We start from the raw sequence: 13,232 nt of genomic DNA, 5'->3' as shown, positions 1-13,232 counted from the left end.
GTGTCGCGAATCGGCTGGGGAGGTTCGTGGCCGTCTGCGGTCGCGGTGCGGGGCGGTGCGGTCGCGGTACTGTCCCTGGCGGACTGAAAGGGCGAGGCGCGCTCGCGCCGACAGTCGCCTGAGCGACCCCTATCCGCGCGGGCGGTGCGGAGAGCGCGGATATGTCGCTCAGCGACCGCGAGCGCGTCGAGGGCTTTCAGCACTCGCCGTCGAGTGCGGTACTGACTCCAGCTAGCGAGCGCGTCGAGGGCTTTCAGCACTCGCCGTCGAGTGCGGTCAGGACAACTACCGAGCGGGATCGGGACGTCACTCGAAGGGGGAGGGGGAACGTTTTTACAGAGCGGGGGGCATGACTCGGATATATGGCCTCCTGGGAGTGTGCGATCGACGGCGACGACGAGCAGTTCGACCGGGTCGAGGACCTGATCGTCCACCAGTCGACGGCACACGAGCGCATCGAGTGCAAGGTCTGCGGGACCGTCCTCCCGGACGGCTACTTCGCGATCCGCCACGCCTTCGACGAGCACAGCCGCGCCGAGTACGTCCGCGCCTACGACGCCACCGCCAAGGAGGTCCGGCGCCGCGAGAACGTCAAGGAGAACATCGAGGAGGCGGCCGACATCCGCGAGGTCATCGACCGCCTCGAAGGCGGCAACGGCGCTATCTGAGGGGGTCTTTTCAGCTATCGCTCTAGCGGTAGCGTCACGGATCCGCCACCGAAAGAACTGCACCGAGAGCGGCCCTCACTTCGAGGAGAGCAGGTAGCCGCCGACGCCCATCGAGAGGACGGCGAGCAGGACCGAGGCGAGTCGGAGCAACTGCGGGGTCGCTCCCAGCGGCGGCTCGCTGGTCTCGGTCCGCATCGCGTCGTAGCGCTGGACCGTCTCCGCGCGCTGCTGGGCCTCCTCGCTGGCGTCCTCGCCCGGCGGGGGGCCGAACTCCGGCTCGTCCGCCGGCGGGAGGTCGCCGCCGTCCTCGGGGCGCTCGATGACGACCGGCTGGACCGCGGTCAGGTTGTCGTTCTCGTAGGCCTGTCGCCGTTCGGTCTGGTTGAGGTAGCTGAACTCCGGCGCGCCCTCGCCGACGGGGACGCGGTACTCGCCGTCGTGCTCCAGGGTCGTCCGGTACAGCTCCTGGCCGCGCTCCGAGAGGTTCTCGTAGGCGATTATCTCGTGGCCCTCGTCGCGGAGCTCCTCGGGCGAGCCGGTCGCGTACGACCCGGTGTCGTGGACGAGCATCGCCTGCACCGGGAAGACGGCCGGGACCGTGAACAGGACGACCGCCAGGACGACCAGCGCCGTGCCGATAGTGTTGCGCCGGTTCATTCCAGATCAGCCCGCTCGAACAGCAGGTAGCCGATCAGCAGCGGTACCACCAGCCAGAACGCGAGCACGACCAGCGAGAACTCGTCCTGCAGGTACAGCGGCAACACCTCGTTGGTGTCGGCCGAGCCGTAGCTGATGTCGTCCGGCAGGCTCGACATGAAGACGATCTGGCGCATGTCCGCCGGGAGCACGAGATTCACCGCTTTCCGGTAGGCCAGGTAGGGGCTGGTGTACTGGACGGCGTTGTAGAGGTCCGGGTTGGGGTCGGCGCCCAGCAGCGTCGTGTGGAGCCAGCGGGCGATGTCGCCGACCGACACGACCGGGAAGACGTACAGGATGACGAGCACGAAGTACGTCCCGAACGCGCCCGCGATGGCGCGGCTCCGCGACGCGGCCGCCGAGGACATCGCCAGCGCGACGCTGACGAAGGCGCTGCCGTAGGCCAGCGTCACCAGCAGCGTGCCGAAGATCACGCCGGCGGGGAACGCGCCGTGGCGGGTCAGCGCCGTGCTGATCGCCGCGACGTACATGAACCCGACGCCGCCGGCGACGATGCCGTTCCGGCTCAGCAGCTTCCCGACGAAGACGCTCCGGCGCGTGTTCGGCAGGGAGAGCAGGAACTTGATCCCGCCGCCCTCGCGCTCGCCCGCGATGGCGAGGTAGCTCGCCACCAGCGCGACGATGGGCAACAGGATCCCGAGGATGAGCGTCAACACCCGAAAGAGCGCCCGCACCTGCTCGGCGTCCGGACCGGGCGCGTTGCCCGAGACGTAGCCGACGAACGCGGCGATCAGTCCGAGGACGATGGCCGCGGCCCACAGCAGTTTCGACCGGCGCGCGGCCTTGAAGTCCTTCTTCGCGACGGTGACCGTGCTCATGCCGAGGCCTCCCGGGAGTCGTCCAGCTCGCCTTCCTCGCCGACGGACCGATCGGCGTCGCGGCCGCCGCCGGTGAACTGGTTGAACAGCTCCTCCAGCGAGGTGTTGTCCGCGAGGATGTCGACGACCTCGGCCCGGTCGTCGACCAGCCTGACCACGTCGACCTTCGCGCTCGGGTCCGAACACTCCGCGACCAGCGTCCGCTCGGTCACGTCGACCGCGGAGACGCCCGGGATGTCGGCGACACCGTCGGCCCGCGGCGGTTCCGCACACTCCAGTTTGATGGTCGCCTGGCCGCTCGCGCTCTCGCGCAGCCCCTCGATGGAGTCGACGGCGACCAGCTCCCCCTCGTTCATCACGCCGACGCGGTCGCAGACCGCCTCGACCTCCGAGAGGATGTGACTGGAGAAGAAGACGGTCGTCCCGTCTTCCGCCCGGTCGCGGATGACCGACCGCATGTGCTGGATGCCGTTCGGATCCAGCCCCGTCGAGGGCTCGTCGAGGATCAGGAGATCGGGGTCGTCGGCCAGCGCCATGCCGAACGCGAGGCGCTGTTGCATCCCCTTCGAGTAGCCCGCGGCGACGCGGTCGGCGTCGTCGCGGATGCCGACGAGGTCGAGCAGCTGCTCGGGGTCGTCGCCGGCGTCTTTGGTCTCGACGGCCCACTCCATGTACTCGCGACCGGTGAGGTAGTCGTCGAAGCCGTACCCTTCCGGGAGGACGCCGATGCGCTCGCGGATGGCCGCACACTCGTGCTGGGCGTCCATGCCGAACACCTGCGCCGACCCCGCGGTCGGCCGGATGAAATCGAGCAGCATGTTGATCGTCGTCGACTTCCCCGCGCCGTTGGGGCCGAGGAACCCGAAGATCTCCCCCTCCTCGATGGTGAGATCGAGGGAGTCGACGGCGACCACGTCCTCGCCGAAGGTCTTCGTGAGTCCGTTCGTCTGGATGGAGGGCATCTGTCGTACTCGTCCCCCGGAACACGGGGCCAGTGTAAGTGTCTTTTCGTTGGGCGAGCGCCGACGGGACGGTCCCGCCCGAACGGTTACGTGTCGGTGGCTCCGCGCCCGGCGGCCCGGTAGACGACGACGCCGTCGGTCTCGTGGACGCGCGTCCAGTCGTCCGATACCGCGAACGAGCGTTCGAGCGTGCCGAACTGGACGACTCCGGTGCCGCGGACGGTGTATCGGCCCTTCGGAACAAGGACGTAGTCCGGATCGGCGTCGACGGTCGCGGCGGCCGACTCGACGCAGGCGGCGCTGTTGCACGTCGAGGCGTCCTCGAACGCCGCCAGTTGCCGGTCGTACGCGCCGGCGCTGGCCCACTCGACGCCCCACGGACCGACGGCGATCGACCGCCCCGACAGCGCGGGGAACCACTCGGCGGCGTCGCCGAGCACGAGGAACCGGGCGTCCGCGGGCGTCTCGGCGGCCGCCCACTCGGCGGCCGCGACCGACTCGTCGTCGAGGAACGAGGGCGTGGTGCCGTCGGCCGTCGAGGTCGTCTCCGCGGCGAGGGACGCGCCGCCGACGGTGGTCGCGAGGACGACGAGAACCGCCGCGGCCGCCGCCCGTCGACGGGGCGAGGAGAGCCCCGAGGGCCAGCCGCCGGCGGCGACGCGCTCGGCGACCCCGAGCCCGGCGACCGTGAGGGCCAGCGCGCCAACCGCGTAGGGGAACCGGAGCTGGAAAAAAAGCAGCGTCGCGGCGACGGTCCAGCCGGCGACGACGGCGTCGCGGCGGGCGGCGAGCGCCGCCGCGGCCGCCGCGAACGGCGTGAGCCGGTAGACCGAGGGGCCCTCGACGAGCTGGGCGAGCCCGCCGCCGATCCCACCGTGGGTCCCGGCCGCGGCGGTGAAGACGCCGGGGCCGTGGGTCGTCACGACCCACGCGAGCCAGGGGCTCGCGAGCGCGAGCGCCCCCAGGCCGACGGCCAGTCCGCGCGCGAGTCCCCGGACCGACCGATCGAGCCCGGCCCAGAACACGAGGTAGCTCGCGACGACGAACAGCGCGTAGGTGGGATGGGTGAGGCCCGTCAGCGCGACCGCGACGGCGCCCGCGAACAGCGCCCGCCGACCGCCGCCGGCGAAGACGTGATAGCCGGCGTAGACCGCGGTCAGCGCGTACAGGAAGGCGAACCCGCGGACGACGCCGCCCGCGGAGACGTGCCACTCCAGCACCTGCGGGTTCAGCGCTATCAGCGCCGCGGTCGCGGTCCCGGCCGCCCGCGAGCCGGTGTAGTCCCGCCCGAGCAGGTACGCCGGCACCAGCCCCGCGACGACGGCGACGGCGGGCAACAGCCGGGTGACCGCCAGGGGACCGAGCCCCAGGTCGAGGGCGAGCGCGAAGACGTAGAACTGCAGCGGCGGGTACGCGAAGGGGACGGGGAGGGCGTAGCCCGGAACGGTCGCCGGCGGCGCGTAGCCGTTCGCTGCGATCTCGGCGGCGATCTGCGCGTACAGCCCGCCGCCGTAGGCCGGATACGGGTTCGTCGCCAGGTAGACGGCGACGGCGACGACGCCGGGGAGGACGGCCAGGCCAAGCCATCGGGCGTCTCGCCCGTCGAGGGGGACCGCGTCCCCGATTCGCCCCGCGAGCGCGAGCGACCGGTCGCTCTCGCGGGTACCGCTCGCCGTCATTTCCGGTCGATCTGGAAGGGGTTGCGGACCCCGACCGACACGTCCGACCAGCGGTACTCCAGGCGCGCCCAGAGCGGGACGGCGACGACGAGCGCGAGGATGGCGACGGCCTCGACGGAGCCGACCCAGCGCGGGAAGACGTAGGCGATCCCGTTGGCGACCGACGGCGGCAGCGCCGCCATGGCACGACCCGATAGCGACAGGTTCGCGGGGTCAGGCTCGCGGCTCGGCAGGTCGAGCGCGGCCGCGCTCTCGCCGCCGGCGCTCTCCTCGCCGGTGCCCAGCCGCTCGGCCTCGTAGGGGAACCCGATGGTGGCGGTCCAGACCACCTCGCCCGCCCGGTCGATCTCGAACACCCGGTCGCCGTTCGAATCGGTGATCAGCGTGTGGCCGTTCGGCAGGCGGTCGGCGTCCCGGGGCCACTGCATGCGCGCGTCGCTCCAGGTCCACGACCGGTTCCACGTCCCGCCCTCGCGCTGGTACTCGACGACGCGGCCGTTCTCGGAGTCGGCGACCAGCAGCGCGGGCCCGCCGCGCTCGGGCGGGATGTAGTCGGGGTTGTGCTGCTCGTAGAGGGTGTCGTGGTCGCCGTCGCTCCCGAGCGTCCACTCCTCCAGCAGTCCCCGCTCGAAGTCGATAAAGGCCACCTGGTCGTGGTTGCGGAGGCTGACCATCGCGGCGTCGCGGCCCGCTATCTCGACGTGCTCCACGTCGTTGAGGTGCGTCCAGTCCTCGGGGAAGGGGCCGCCGCTGTCGACGTCGAAAGCGGCCTGTGCGTCCCATTCCCAGGTGATCAGCTCGGTGGTCGTGTTGACGACGAAGGCGCGGTCGCGGTCGATGTCGGCGACGAGCAGGCGGTGGTCGTCGATCCGGTCGACGTCGTGCCACCGTGTCGAGTGCTTGCCGGGCGTGACGCGGCTGAACACCTCGGTCGACTCGCCGGTGGTGAGGTTGACGCGCTCGACGCCGTTGCGCGTGCAGACCGAGCCGTCGCACTCGTCGGGTTCGAGGTGGTCGGCGTAGACGAACTCGACGGTAGCCTCGGTCCCGGCGACGGGGTCGACGTCCCAGTAGCGGGTGTGGTCGTTCTCGTGGTAGTAGATCCCCCCGTCGGTGTCGAAGGCGACGAGTTCGGCCTGGGCGCGGGGGCCGTCGCTCTCGTCGCTGACGAAGGCGTTGGAGTCGGTCGCGACCACGGTGCGGCCGTCGCGGGGGTCGACGACCGGCCCGCGGTCGCCCGAGCGCAGCGCCTGTTCGACCGACGGGTCGCCGGTGACCCGGTCGCTCGACCGCTCGGCGGCGACGTAGCCGACCGCGACCGTCCCCGTCGCGAGGACGACGACCGCGGCCAGCAGCAGACGGAGCTTCACTCGGCGTGACACTGTCGGTGAATCGGGTCCGCGGTACATAGGGTGATCGTTGCGCCGGTCGTCGTGGTCGGTGGACGCCGCCCGCGTTCGATAGACACCGCCCGCGCTCGTCGGCGTGAAGCTGGTCGCGACCGCCGAACGACGGTGACTGCGGCCACCGAACGGCGGTGGGTCCCGCGTTCGCCCGATGGCGGTCTTTCCCAACAGATAATGCCGTCGGTGCCGAACTGGCGGAGAGATGGGGGATCGATCGGACGCGCCGCCCTCGAACCGACGGCGCAGGTTGCTGGGCTCGCTCGCGGCCGGGGCCACCCTCGGGACCGCCGGCTGTATGCGCCGGCTGCGCGCTGCCACCGGCTGGGAGTCGGTGACGCCGGTGTCGGTCGGGATCAAGACGCTCCCGGCCGACGCCGACCCCTACGCGCTGCGGGTCGCCCAGTCGGTCGCCGGGTGGTTCCGGGCGGCCGGCCTCGAGGTGTCGGTCACGCCGGTCGCCCCCGAAGAGCTGTACCGCCAGGTGCTCATCCGGAACAACTTCGACGCGTTCGTCGGGCGGATCCCCGCTCGCCTGCGGGACGGCGACGGCCTCTACGCGCTGTTGCACTCGCGCTTTGGCTCCGAGCCGGGCTGGCAGAACCCGTTCGGCTACGCGAACCTCGACGTCGACGACCGGCTGGTCGAGCAGCGCACCGCGACCGGCGAGGCCCGGAGCGAGGCGCTCGCGGCCGTCCAGCGCAGCGTCGCCCGCACACAGCCGTTCTCGCTGGTCGCGTTCCCCGACGAGGTCCGGGCCGTCCGCGACGGGCGGTTCGAGGGGTGGGGCGGGATCGACTTCGAGTCGCCGCTGGGCTACCTCTCGCTCGACGAGGGGTCCCGGGAGGCCGTCAGCGAGGGCGCCACCGCCACCACCACCGCGACCGCCTCCGACGACCCCGCGACGCTGCGCACCGTGATCACCGACCGGCGGCCCACCGAGAACCTCAACCCGTTGGCGGCGGAGTTCCGGTGGACCGGCGTCCTCACCGGGCTGCTGTACGACCCGCTGGGCTACGAGACCGACTCCGGCGGGGTCGAGCCCTGGCTGGCCGACACCTGGGAGTTCGAGACCGTCGGCGGGCGGCCGCGGGCGCGCGTCCGGCTCCGCGACGGGCTGACCTGGCACGACGGCGAACCGCTGACGGCCGCCGACGTTGCGCTCACCTACGCCCTGCTGTCGGACGTGACGCTCGGACGGACGACCGAGGGGACCGACACCGCGACCGAGGACGACGCGGCCGTGGCCGCGCCCCGGTTCCGCGGCCGGAGCAGCCTCGTCGCCGACGCCGAAGCGCTCGACCCGCGGACCGTCGAGATCCGGTTCACCGACTGCACCGCGACCGTCGCGGCCCGGGCGCTCACGGTCCCGGTGTTGCCCGAGCACGTCTGGCGCGACCGGGCGGGACCGGCCTCGGTCGGCGGCGTCGACTTCGGCGCGACCTCGGAGGCGCTCGTGACCAACAACGTCCCGCCCGTCGGGAGCGGGCCCTTCGCCTTCGAGCGGAACGTCCCCGGCGACCGCCTCGTGCTCGACCGGTTCGACGACCACTTCCTCGCGTCGGACCCGCCGGCCGAGCTCCCCGGCGACGTGGACGGGCTCCCGCCGTTCGAGCGGGTGGACGTGACCGTCGTCGGCACCGACGAGACGGCCGTCTCGATGGTCGCGAGCGGCGACGCGGACGTGACCGGGACCGCCGTCGGCGCCGGGACGATCCCCCGGATCGGCCGGTCGGAGGGCGTCGACCTGGTCGTCGGCCGGTCGCCCTCGCCGTACGTCGTCGGCTACAACGCCCGCCGGCCGCCGCTGACGAACCCCCGGTTCCGGAACACGCTCGGCCACCTGGTCGACCAGCGGGCGCTGGTCGACGACGTGTTCGACGGCTACGGCTGGCCCGCGGCGACCCTCCTGGCCGGGACCGACCTGGCCCCCGCGGACCTCCGGTTCGAGGACGAACACCCGGTGACGCCCTTTTTCGGGTCGAGTGGCACGGTCGACGCCGACGCCGCGCGGGCCGCGTTCCGCGACGCCGGCTACGAGTACGACGACGGGACCCTCGTGGAGCGCGACTGATGGCGCTCGCAACCGTCCTCGCGCAGGTCGCCGCCGGCGTCGTCGCCCTGCACCTGTTCGGCCTGGCCGCGGTCGTCGGCCGCGACGGCCTGGCCGGCGCCACCGAACGGGTCCGGTCGAACCTCCGCGCGGTCGCGCCGACGCTGGGGCTGCTGGTCGTCGTCCTCGCCGTCAACGGCGTCGTCCGCGACGTGGGCGTCGAGATCTCCTGGCTCATCGGCGTCAACATCACCGGCGCGATCCACGCGCTGGAGCGCGGGTTCGTCGCCTGGGTCCAGTCGTTCGCCGCCCCGCCGCTGACGACCTACTTCAGCGCCGTCTACGTCTTCGGCTACGCCTTCCTGCTGACCTTCCCCGTCGTCGCCTACCTCGCCTGCCGGAGCGACCGCCCGGTCCGGACGCTGCTGGTCGCCTACGCCGTCAACTACGCGCTCGGGCTCGTCTGTTACGTCCTCTTCATCTCCTACGGGCCCCGGAACGTCACGCCCGAGGCGGTCGACTCGCTGCTGTACGCCCACTGGCCCCAGGCGCAACTGCTGACCGGCCGGGTCAACCGCAACACGAACGTCTTCCCGTCGCTGCACACCTCGCTGTCCGTGACGGTCGCGCTCGTCGCCTACCGCTACCGCGAGGTCTACCCACGGTGGTACCCCGTCGCCGCCGCGCTCGCCGCGTCCATCGCCGTCTCGACGATGTACCTCGGCATCCACTGGGCCACCGACGTGGTCGCCGGCGCCGCGCTGGCCGCGGTCGCCGTCGCTGTCGGCCTCCGGGTCACCGCCGACTCGCAGGAGGGGACCGTCGCCCGCCTGACCGACCGGATCACCGCGTGGATCCGGGAGTGACGCCCCGCCGGTCGACGGGGATCCTCGGACGCCGTCGCTCACCGTTGCGTCGCTCGCTGCGGGTACCCGCCTCGAAAAAGATGGAGCAAAAAACGCGACTCGCTTCGCTCGTCGCGGAGAACCGGCTGCTGCGCCGCCGCACGCTACGTTACCGCTCTTCCGAGTCCAGCACGCGGATCTGGTCGCCGCGGACGGTGACGGGGATCGGGACCGTCGGGCCTCCACCTTTTTCATCGACGGGTATCCTCGCTCGCGTCGCTCGCTGCGGGTACCCGCCTCGAAAAAGATGGGGCAAAAAACGCGACTCGCTTCGCTCGTCGCGGAGAACCGGCGGCTGCGCCGCCGCACGCTACGTTACCGCTCTTCCGAGTCCAGCACGCGGATCTGGTCGCCGCGGACGGTGACGGGGATCGGGACGGTTGCCTCGTACAGCTCGACGGTGACCTGGTCTTTGCCCTCGTCGATGCGCTGGACCTGGGCCTTCTCGCCCTTGAACGGGCCGGCGATGAGCTCGACGATGTCCCCTTCAGCGATGCCCTCCACGTCGGGCTTGGGCGAGAGGAAGTGCTCGACCTCGCTGAGGCCCGACTCGCCGGGAACGACGCCGCGCATGTGGGGGATCTCGTCGGAGATGCGCTCGAAGACGGCGGAGTCGTCGGCCTCGACCATGACGTAGGAGGTGAGCGAGTCCGGCGCGAGCGCGGCGTGGATCGAGTCCTCCTCGCGGTTCATGATCATGTCGGCGACGGTGCGCTCCTGGCTGGCCGTGGTCTTGACGGCGAAGATACCCATCTCAGGGCCCCCCCGGCACGAAGTTCATGATCACGAAGATCAGGAAGCCGAGGATGCCGACGAGGATGATGCCGGCCCCGGCGATCTTCGCGACTTGCGAGAACTCTTCCCACGACGGCGTGCTGGCCAGTTTCAGCACGCGGACGTAGGAGCTCAGGTCGTAGGGAACGTTCATATCGGGCAGTTGCTCCCGCGGACTTTTCTATCTATCCATATTCGGCGATCGGATCCCATCCCCGCCCGAGGGGCTGATCGCGGACGAACGGGTCGGGCGCCCCGGTCGACGGCTGAGCGCGGGGGCGAACCAGGCGCAGCCCGAAGTAGCGGTTATACGGCACCTACTCCGTCGAATACGATTGATAACTAATTGCCACCCCGCGGGATCGCTTCGGCAGGTGACTACCTTGCAACTGTCGCGACGCAACGTGATCGGGCTGGCGATCGGGGTCCCCGTCGGAACGGGAATCGGCGAACTGCGGTCGAACGGACGCGACCGGGAGTCCGCCGGAACCGGGTACGGTGCCGTCCCGGCCGGCACGCCGACGAGCCCGACCGGAGTTGGGACACGGCTGGACACGGACGGGGCCGGCGCGACCCCGGATACCGACGGGTCCGACGCGACCCCGGATACCGACGGGTCCGACGCGACCCCGGATACCGGTTCGATCGACACGGCGGGGAGCGAGCGAACGAACGGCCGGTCGGGGTACGGCGCCGCGGCCTACAGCAGTCCGACGGGGTGATCACGATGGTCGAACGCACTCCCAACCACGACCTCCACCGGTACGAGCCGGGCGAGACCGACTGGACGCACTCCCCCGACATGGCGACGATCGAGGAGCGGCTGGTCGTCAGGGACGAGGAGGCGAACCTGTCGAAGTACACGCCCCACGAGGCGGCCACGTTCGTCGCGACGGACACGGGCGCCGTGTACGACGGCGACGGCGACGCCTGGACCCCCGCGACGCGGGAGGCCGACCGGATCAACGCGAACCAGGTCCGCTCCACCGAGGGGTACGTCCACGGCTGCACGCTCGACGAGCGGGCGGCCGGCCGCATCGCGAGCCCGGCGCCGCCGAGCAGGCCGATGGAGATGCCCCGTCACATCGCCACGTACCCGACCCGCGAGACGCCGGTCGTGATGATACACAGCGAGGGGAGCCACATCGCCGAGTACGAGGAGCTGTACCCGCGGATGCAGGAACGGGGCCTCCCCTGGATGATGGGCGCGACCCCGGCGCGCATCGAGAAAGACGACGCCGAGGGGCTCGTCAGCACCGACCAGCTCAAGGAGATGCTGCTGCACGGCTGCGAGGTCGGCCTCTACACCGGCAGCGGGACCGTCGACGAGGGCGGCCGGCTGACCGAGCCCGGGAACGACAGCGACGGCGTCGAGGAGCTGGACGACCTGCTGCGGATCGTCCGCGAGCAGAAACGGGGCCTCGAAGCGCTGGGGTTCCCGGTGGCGCACCTCCAGCCCAGGCAGGGCCGGGGGCTGAACATGGGCGAACTCGACGAGCCGCAGTTCTACGCCGTCCGGTCGCTGTTCGCCGCCTCGGGCCACGGCTGGGCGACCAACGGCGCCGACTACGCCGCGACCGCGACGACCGCCAAACACGGCCAGAGTTCGGCCCTGATCGAGCGACCCGACCAGCACACCGCCGACGAGGCCAAGGCGATGATCGACCGGCTGACAAAGCGGCCGAAGGGCCGCCTGCGGCTGTTCTTCCACAGCCACAAGGTCGACGACTGGCCGCGCCTCGAGGAGATATTCGACTACCTCGTCGAGAAACGGGAGGCGGGGGAGTTGCACGTCGCCTCCTCGACGGGCGGGCTGCTCATCCCGTGGACGCTCCCGGAGGGCGACATCGTCCAGGAGTCCTCGCCGAAGTTCGACGACTTCGCGGACAGCTTCTGGCTCCCGATGGGGAACGAACCCGTCGTCGACAACGCCCGCGCCGACCCCTTCTGGACGATCGGCTCGTCGACCGGCGACGAGGTCTTCGGCGGGCTGCGGACCCGCGACATCCAGCTGAACCCGCAGTTCACGACGATGATGGTCCAGTTCGACGCGCGCGTCCCCGACAGCGTCAGGGACGTGACCGTCCGCGCCGACTCCTTCGACGACTTCCCGCGCGCGGAGACGAGCTTCTCCGTCGGTCCGAACTGGGAGACGGTGTACTGCCCCGTCGGCGTCCCGCGCGCCGACACGGGCCGGGCCGATGTCAAGACCAAGTGGGAACTGGACATCTGGACGACGGCCGACGAGATGAACCTCAAGAACGTCCGGGTGTATCCCTGCTGAGCGCGCCCGGGTCGTACCCTCCCGGCGCTCGTCACGTCCGTTCCTCGCAGAACGAGCCCGCGGGGATTTGAACCCGATGCCCGACCGCATGGCGGTCTGCCGTGGTTCAAATCCCCCCGGGACGCACACCGATCCGGAGCGGACGCGGAGATGAAACTCCGCGCCGGTCGAGATCGGAGAAGCGAGCCCGCGGGGATTTGAACCCCGGACAACTTGGTCCGGAACCAAGCACTCTGTCCACTGAGCTACGGGCCCTCGTAGTCGGGTAGCGCGGTGGCGCCCTTAACCGTTGTGAGACGCGGCGAAGGGCGGAGAATCCGGGCGGCGGTCAGGGCTGTTCGCCCGTCTCGAGGGTGAAGTCGTCGGTCGGGTAGGCGACGCAGGTCAGGCAGTAGCCGTCGTCCATGTCGTCGTCGAACAGCGCCTCGTTGTGCTCGTGGCGGATGTAGTCGCTGGCGGGGCCGTCCTGGATCTGGCCGGCGCAGGAGACACACTGGCCCTGGCGGCAGGCGTAGGGGAGGTCCCAGCCCTCCTCCTCGCCCACGTCGAGGATGTTCTCGTTGTTGGCGATCTCGATGGTCTCGCCCTCCTTGGCGAACTCGATCTCGTAGTACTCGACCTCGTCGTCGGGGATGGATTCGGGGTCGAAGCCCTCCGCCTCGTCGCCGCCCTCCTCGCCCTCTTCGAGCTCGGCGCCGCCCTCGCCCGAGGGGATGGCGCCCGCGGCGCCGCCGCCGATCGAGCGGTTCATGGGCTCGGGGAAGTCCGTGTCCGGCACCGCCGCGGCGCGCTGTTCGAGGACCTCCTGGGAGATGTCCGCCGGGGGCTCCCAGCCGGTCCCCCGCGCGTAGTGGACCGCGACGACGACGAGTGTCAACGCCGCCCCGATCGCGACACTCACTGTATCGACCATGTTTGCCGCTTCGGAGTGCCCGTATAACTAACTGACGCTTCAACGGTGGGCAACCG

General features: G+C 70.9%; 13 protein-coding genes, 1 tRNA gene and 1 pseudogene. 5 read left to right on the top strand and 10 right to left on the bottom strand.

Annotated features, from left to right (window positions below):
* The first annotated feature begins 362 nt into the window (after positions 1–362).
* A complete protein-coding gene (locus tag ACMGFG_RS05640) occupies positions 363–668 on the top strand; it encodes a DUF7565 family protein (protein WP_436929376.1) in 306 nt (101 codons plus the stop codon).
* Positions 669–743: 75 nt separating this feature from the next.
* Here ACMGFG_RS05640 and ACMGFG_RS05635 read toward each other — a convergent pair whose 3' ends face one another.
* The 5 genes from ACMGFG_RS05635 to ACMGFG_RS05615 form a co-directional block, all read right to left on the bottom strand.
* On the bottom strand, positions 744–1,325 hold the full coding sequence (locus tag ACMGFG_RS05635; protein WP_436929375.1) for a hypothetical protein: 582 nt from the start codon (positions 1,323–1,325) through the stop codon (positions 744–746).
* Positions 1,322–2,203, bottom strand: coding sequence for an ABC transporter permease subunit (locus tag ACMGFG_RS05630; protein ID WP_436929374.1), 882 nt, complete (start codon positions 2,201–2,203; stop codon positions 1,322–1,324). Before ACMGFG_RS05630 ends, ACMGFG_RS05635 begins: the two co-directional genes overlap by 4 nt.
* Complete coding sequence (locus ACMGFG_RS05625; RefSeq protein ID WP_436929373.1) at positions 2,200–3,165, bottom strand: ABC transporter ATP-binding protein; 966 nt, start codon at positions 3,163–3,165, stop codon at positions 2,200–2,202. Before ACMGFG_RS05625 ends, ACMGFG_RS05630 begins: the two co-directional genes overlap by 4 nt.
* Positions 3,166–3,251: 86 nt before the next feature.
* A complete protein-coding gene (locus tag ACMGFG_RS05620; protein WP_436929372.1) occupies positions 3,252–4,844 on the bottom strand; it encodes a putative glycosyltransferase family protein in 1,593 nt (530 codons plus the stop codon).
* Positions 4,841–6,226: an arylsulfotransferase (asst) gene (locus ACMGFG_RS05615; RefSeq protein ID WP_436929371.1), complete on the bottom strand. Its 1,386-nt coding sequence runs from the start codon at positions 6,224–6,226 to the stop codon at positions 4,841–4,843. The genes ACMGFG_RS05620 and ACMGFG_RS05615 overlap by 4 nt, the downstream gene beginning before the upstream one ends.
* Before the next feature lie 226 nt (positions 6,227–6,452).
* Between ACMGFG_RS05615 and ACMGFG_RS05610 the strand changes: the two genes are divergently transcribed.
* Complete coding sequence (locus tag ACMGFG_RS05610) at positions 6,453–8,321, top strand: ABC transporter substrate-binding protein (RefSeq protein WP_436929370.1); 1,869 nt, start codon at positions 6,453–6,455, stop codon at positions 8,319–8,321.
* A complete protein-coding gene (locus ACMGFG_RS05605) occupies positions 8,321–9,166 on the top strand; it encodes a phosphatase PAP2 family protein (protein WP_436929369.1) in 846 nt (281 codons plus the stop codon). The genes ACMGFG_RS05610 and ACMGFG_RS05605 overlap by 1 nt, the downstream gene beginning before the upstream one ends.
* A gap of 148 nt (positions 9,167–9,314) precedes the next feature.
* On the opposite strand, the pseudogene ACMGFG_RS05600 reads toward ACMGFG_RS05605, so the two are convergent.
* The 3 genes and pseudogenes from ACMGFG_RS05600 to ACMGFG_RS05590 form a co-directional block, all read right to left on the bottom strand.
* Positions 9,315–9,380 (bottom strand): annotated as a pseudogene (locus ACMGFG_RS05600) (transcription elongation factor Spt5); the annotation flags it as partial.
* 140 nt (positions 9,381–9,520) lie between these two features.
* Positions 9,521–9,958: a transcription elongation factor Spt5 gene (locus tag ACMGFG_RS05595; RefSeq protein WP_436929368.1), complete on the bottom strand. Its 438-nt coding sequence runs from the start codon at positions 9,956–9,958 to the stop codon at positions 9,521–9,523.
* Position 9,959: 1 nt separating this feature from the next.
* A complete protein-coding gene (locus ACMGFG_RS05590; protein WP_436929367.1) occupies positions 9,960–10,133 on the bottom strand; it encodes a protein translocase SEC61 complex subunit gamma in 174 nt (57 codons plus the stop codon).
* Positions 10,134–10,353: 220 nt separating this feature from the next.
* Between ACMGFG_RS05590 and ACMGFG_RS05585 the strand changes: the two genes are divergently transcribed.
* The gene (locus tag ACMGFG_RS05585) at positions 10,354–10,701 is read left to right on the top strand and encodes a hypothetical protein (RefSeq protein WP_436929366.1); all 348 of its coding nucleotides are present in this window, start codon (positions 10,354–10,356) and stop codon (positions 10,699–10,701) included.
* Between the two features lie 5 nt (positions 10,702–10,706).
* Positions 10,707–12,263 carry a polysaccharide deacetylase family protein gene (locus tag ACMGFG_RS05580; RefSeq protein WP_436929365.1) on the top strand — a complete coding sequence of 519 codons (1,557 nt, stop codon included), beginning with the start codon at positions 10,707–10,709 and terminating at the stop codon, positions 12,261–12,263.
* Between the two features lie 182 nt (positions 12,264–12,445).
* Here ACMGFG_RS05580 and ACMGFG_RS05575 read toward each other — a convergent pair.
* Positions 12,446–12,518 (bottom strand) — tRNA-Arg (locus ACMGFG_RS05575).
* 73 nt (positions 12,519–12,591) lie between these two features.
* On the bottom strand, positions 12,592–13,176 hold the full coding sequence (locus ACMGFG_RS05570) for a 2Fe-2S iron-sulfur cluster-binding protein (RefSeq protein ID WP_436929364.1): 585 nt from the start codon (positions 13,174–13,176) through the stop codon (positions 12,592–12,594).
* Between the last annotated feature and the right edge of the window lie 56 nt (positions 13,177–13,232).

The sequence above is a fragment of the Halosimplex halobium genome, assembly GCF_051414055.1.
GTDB lineage: Archaea > Halobacteriota > Halobacteria > Halobacteriales > Haloarculaceae > Halosimplex > Halosimplex halobium.
This window is presented reverse-complemented; position numbering and strand designations above follow the sequence as displayed.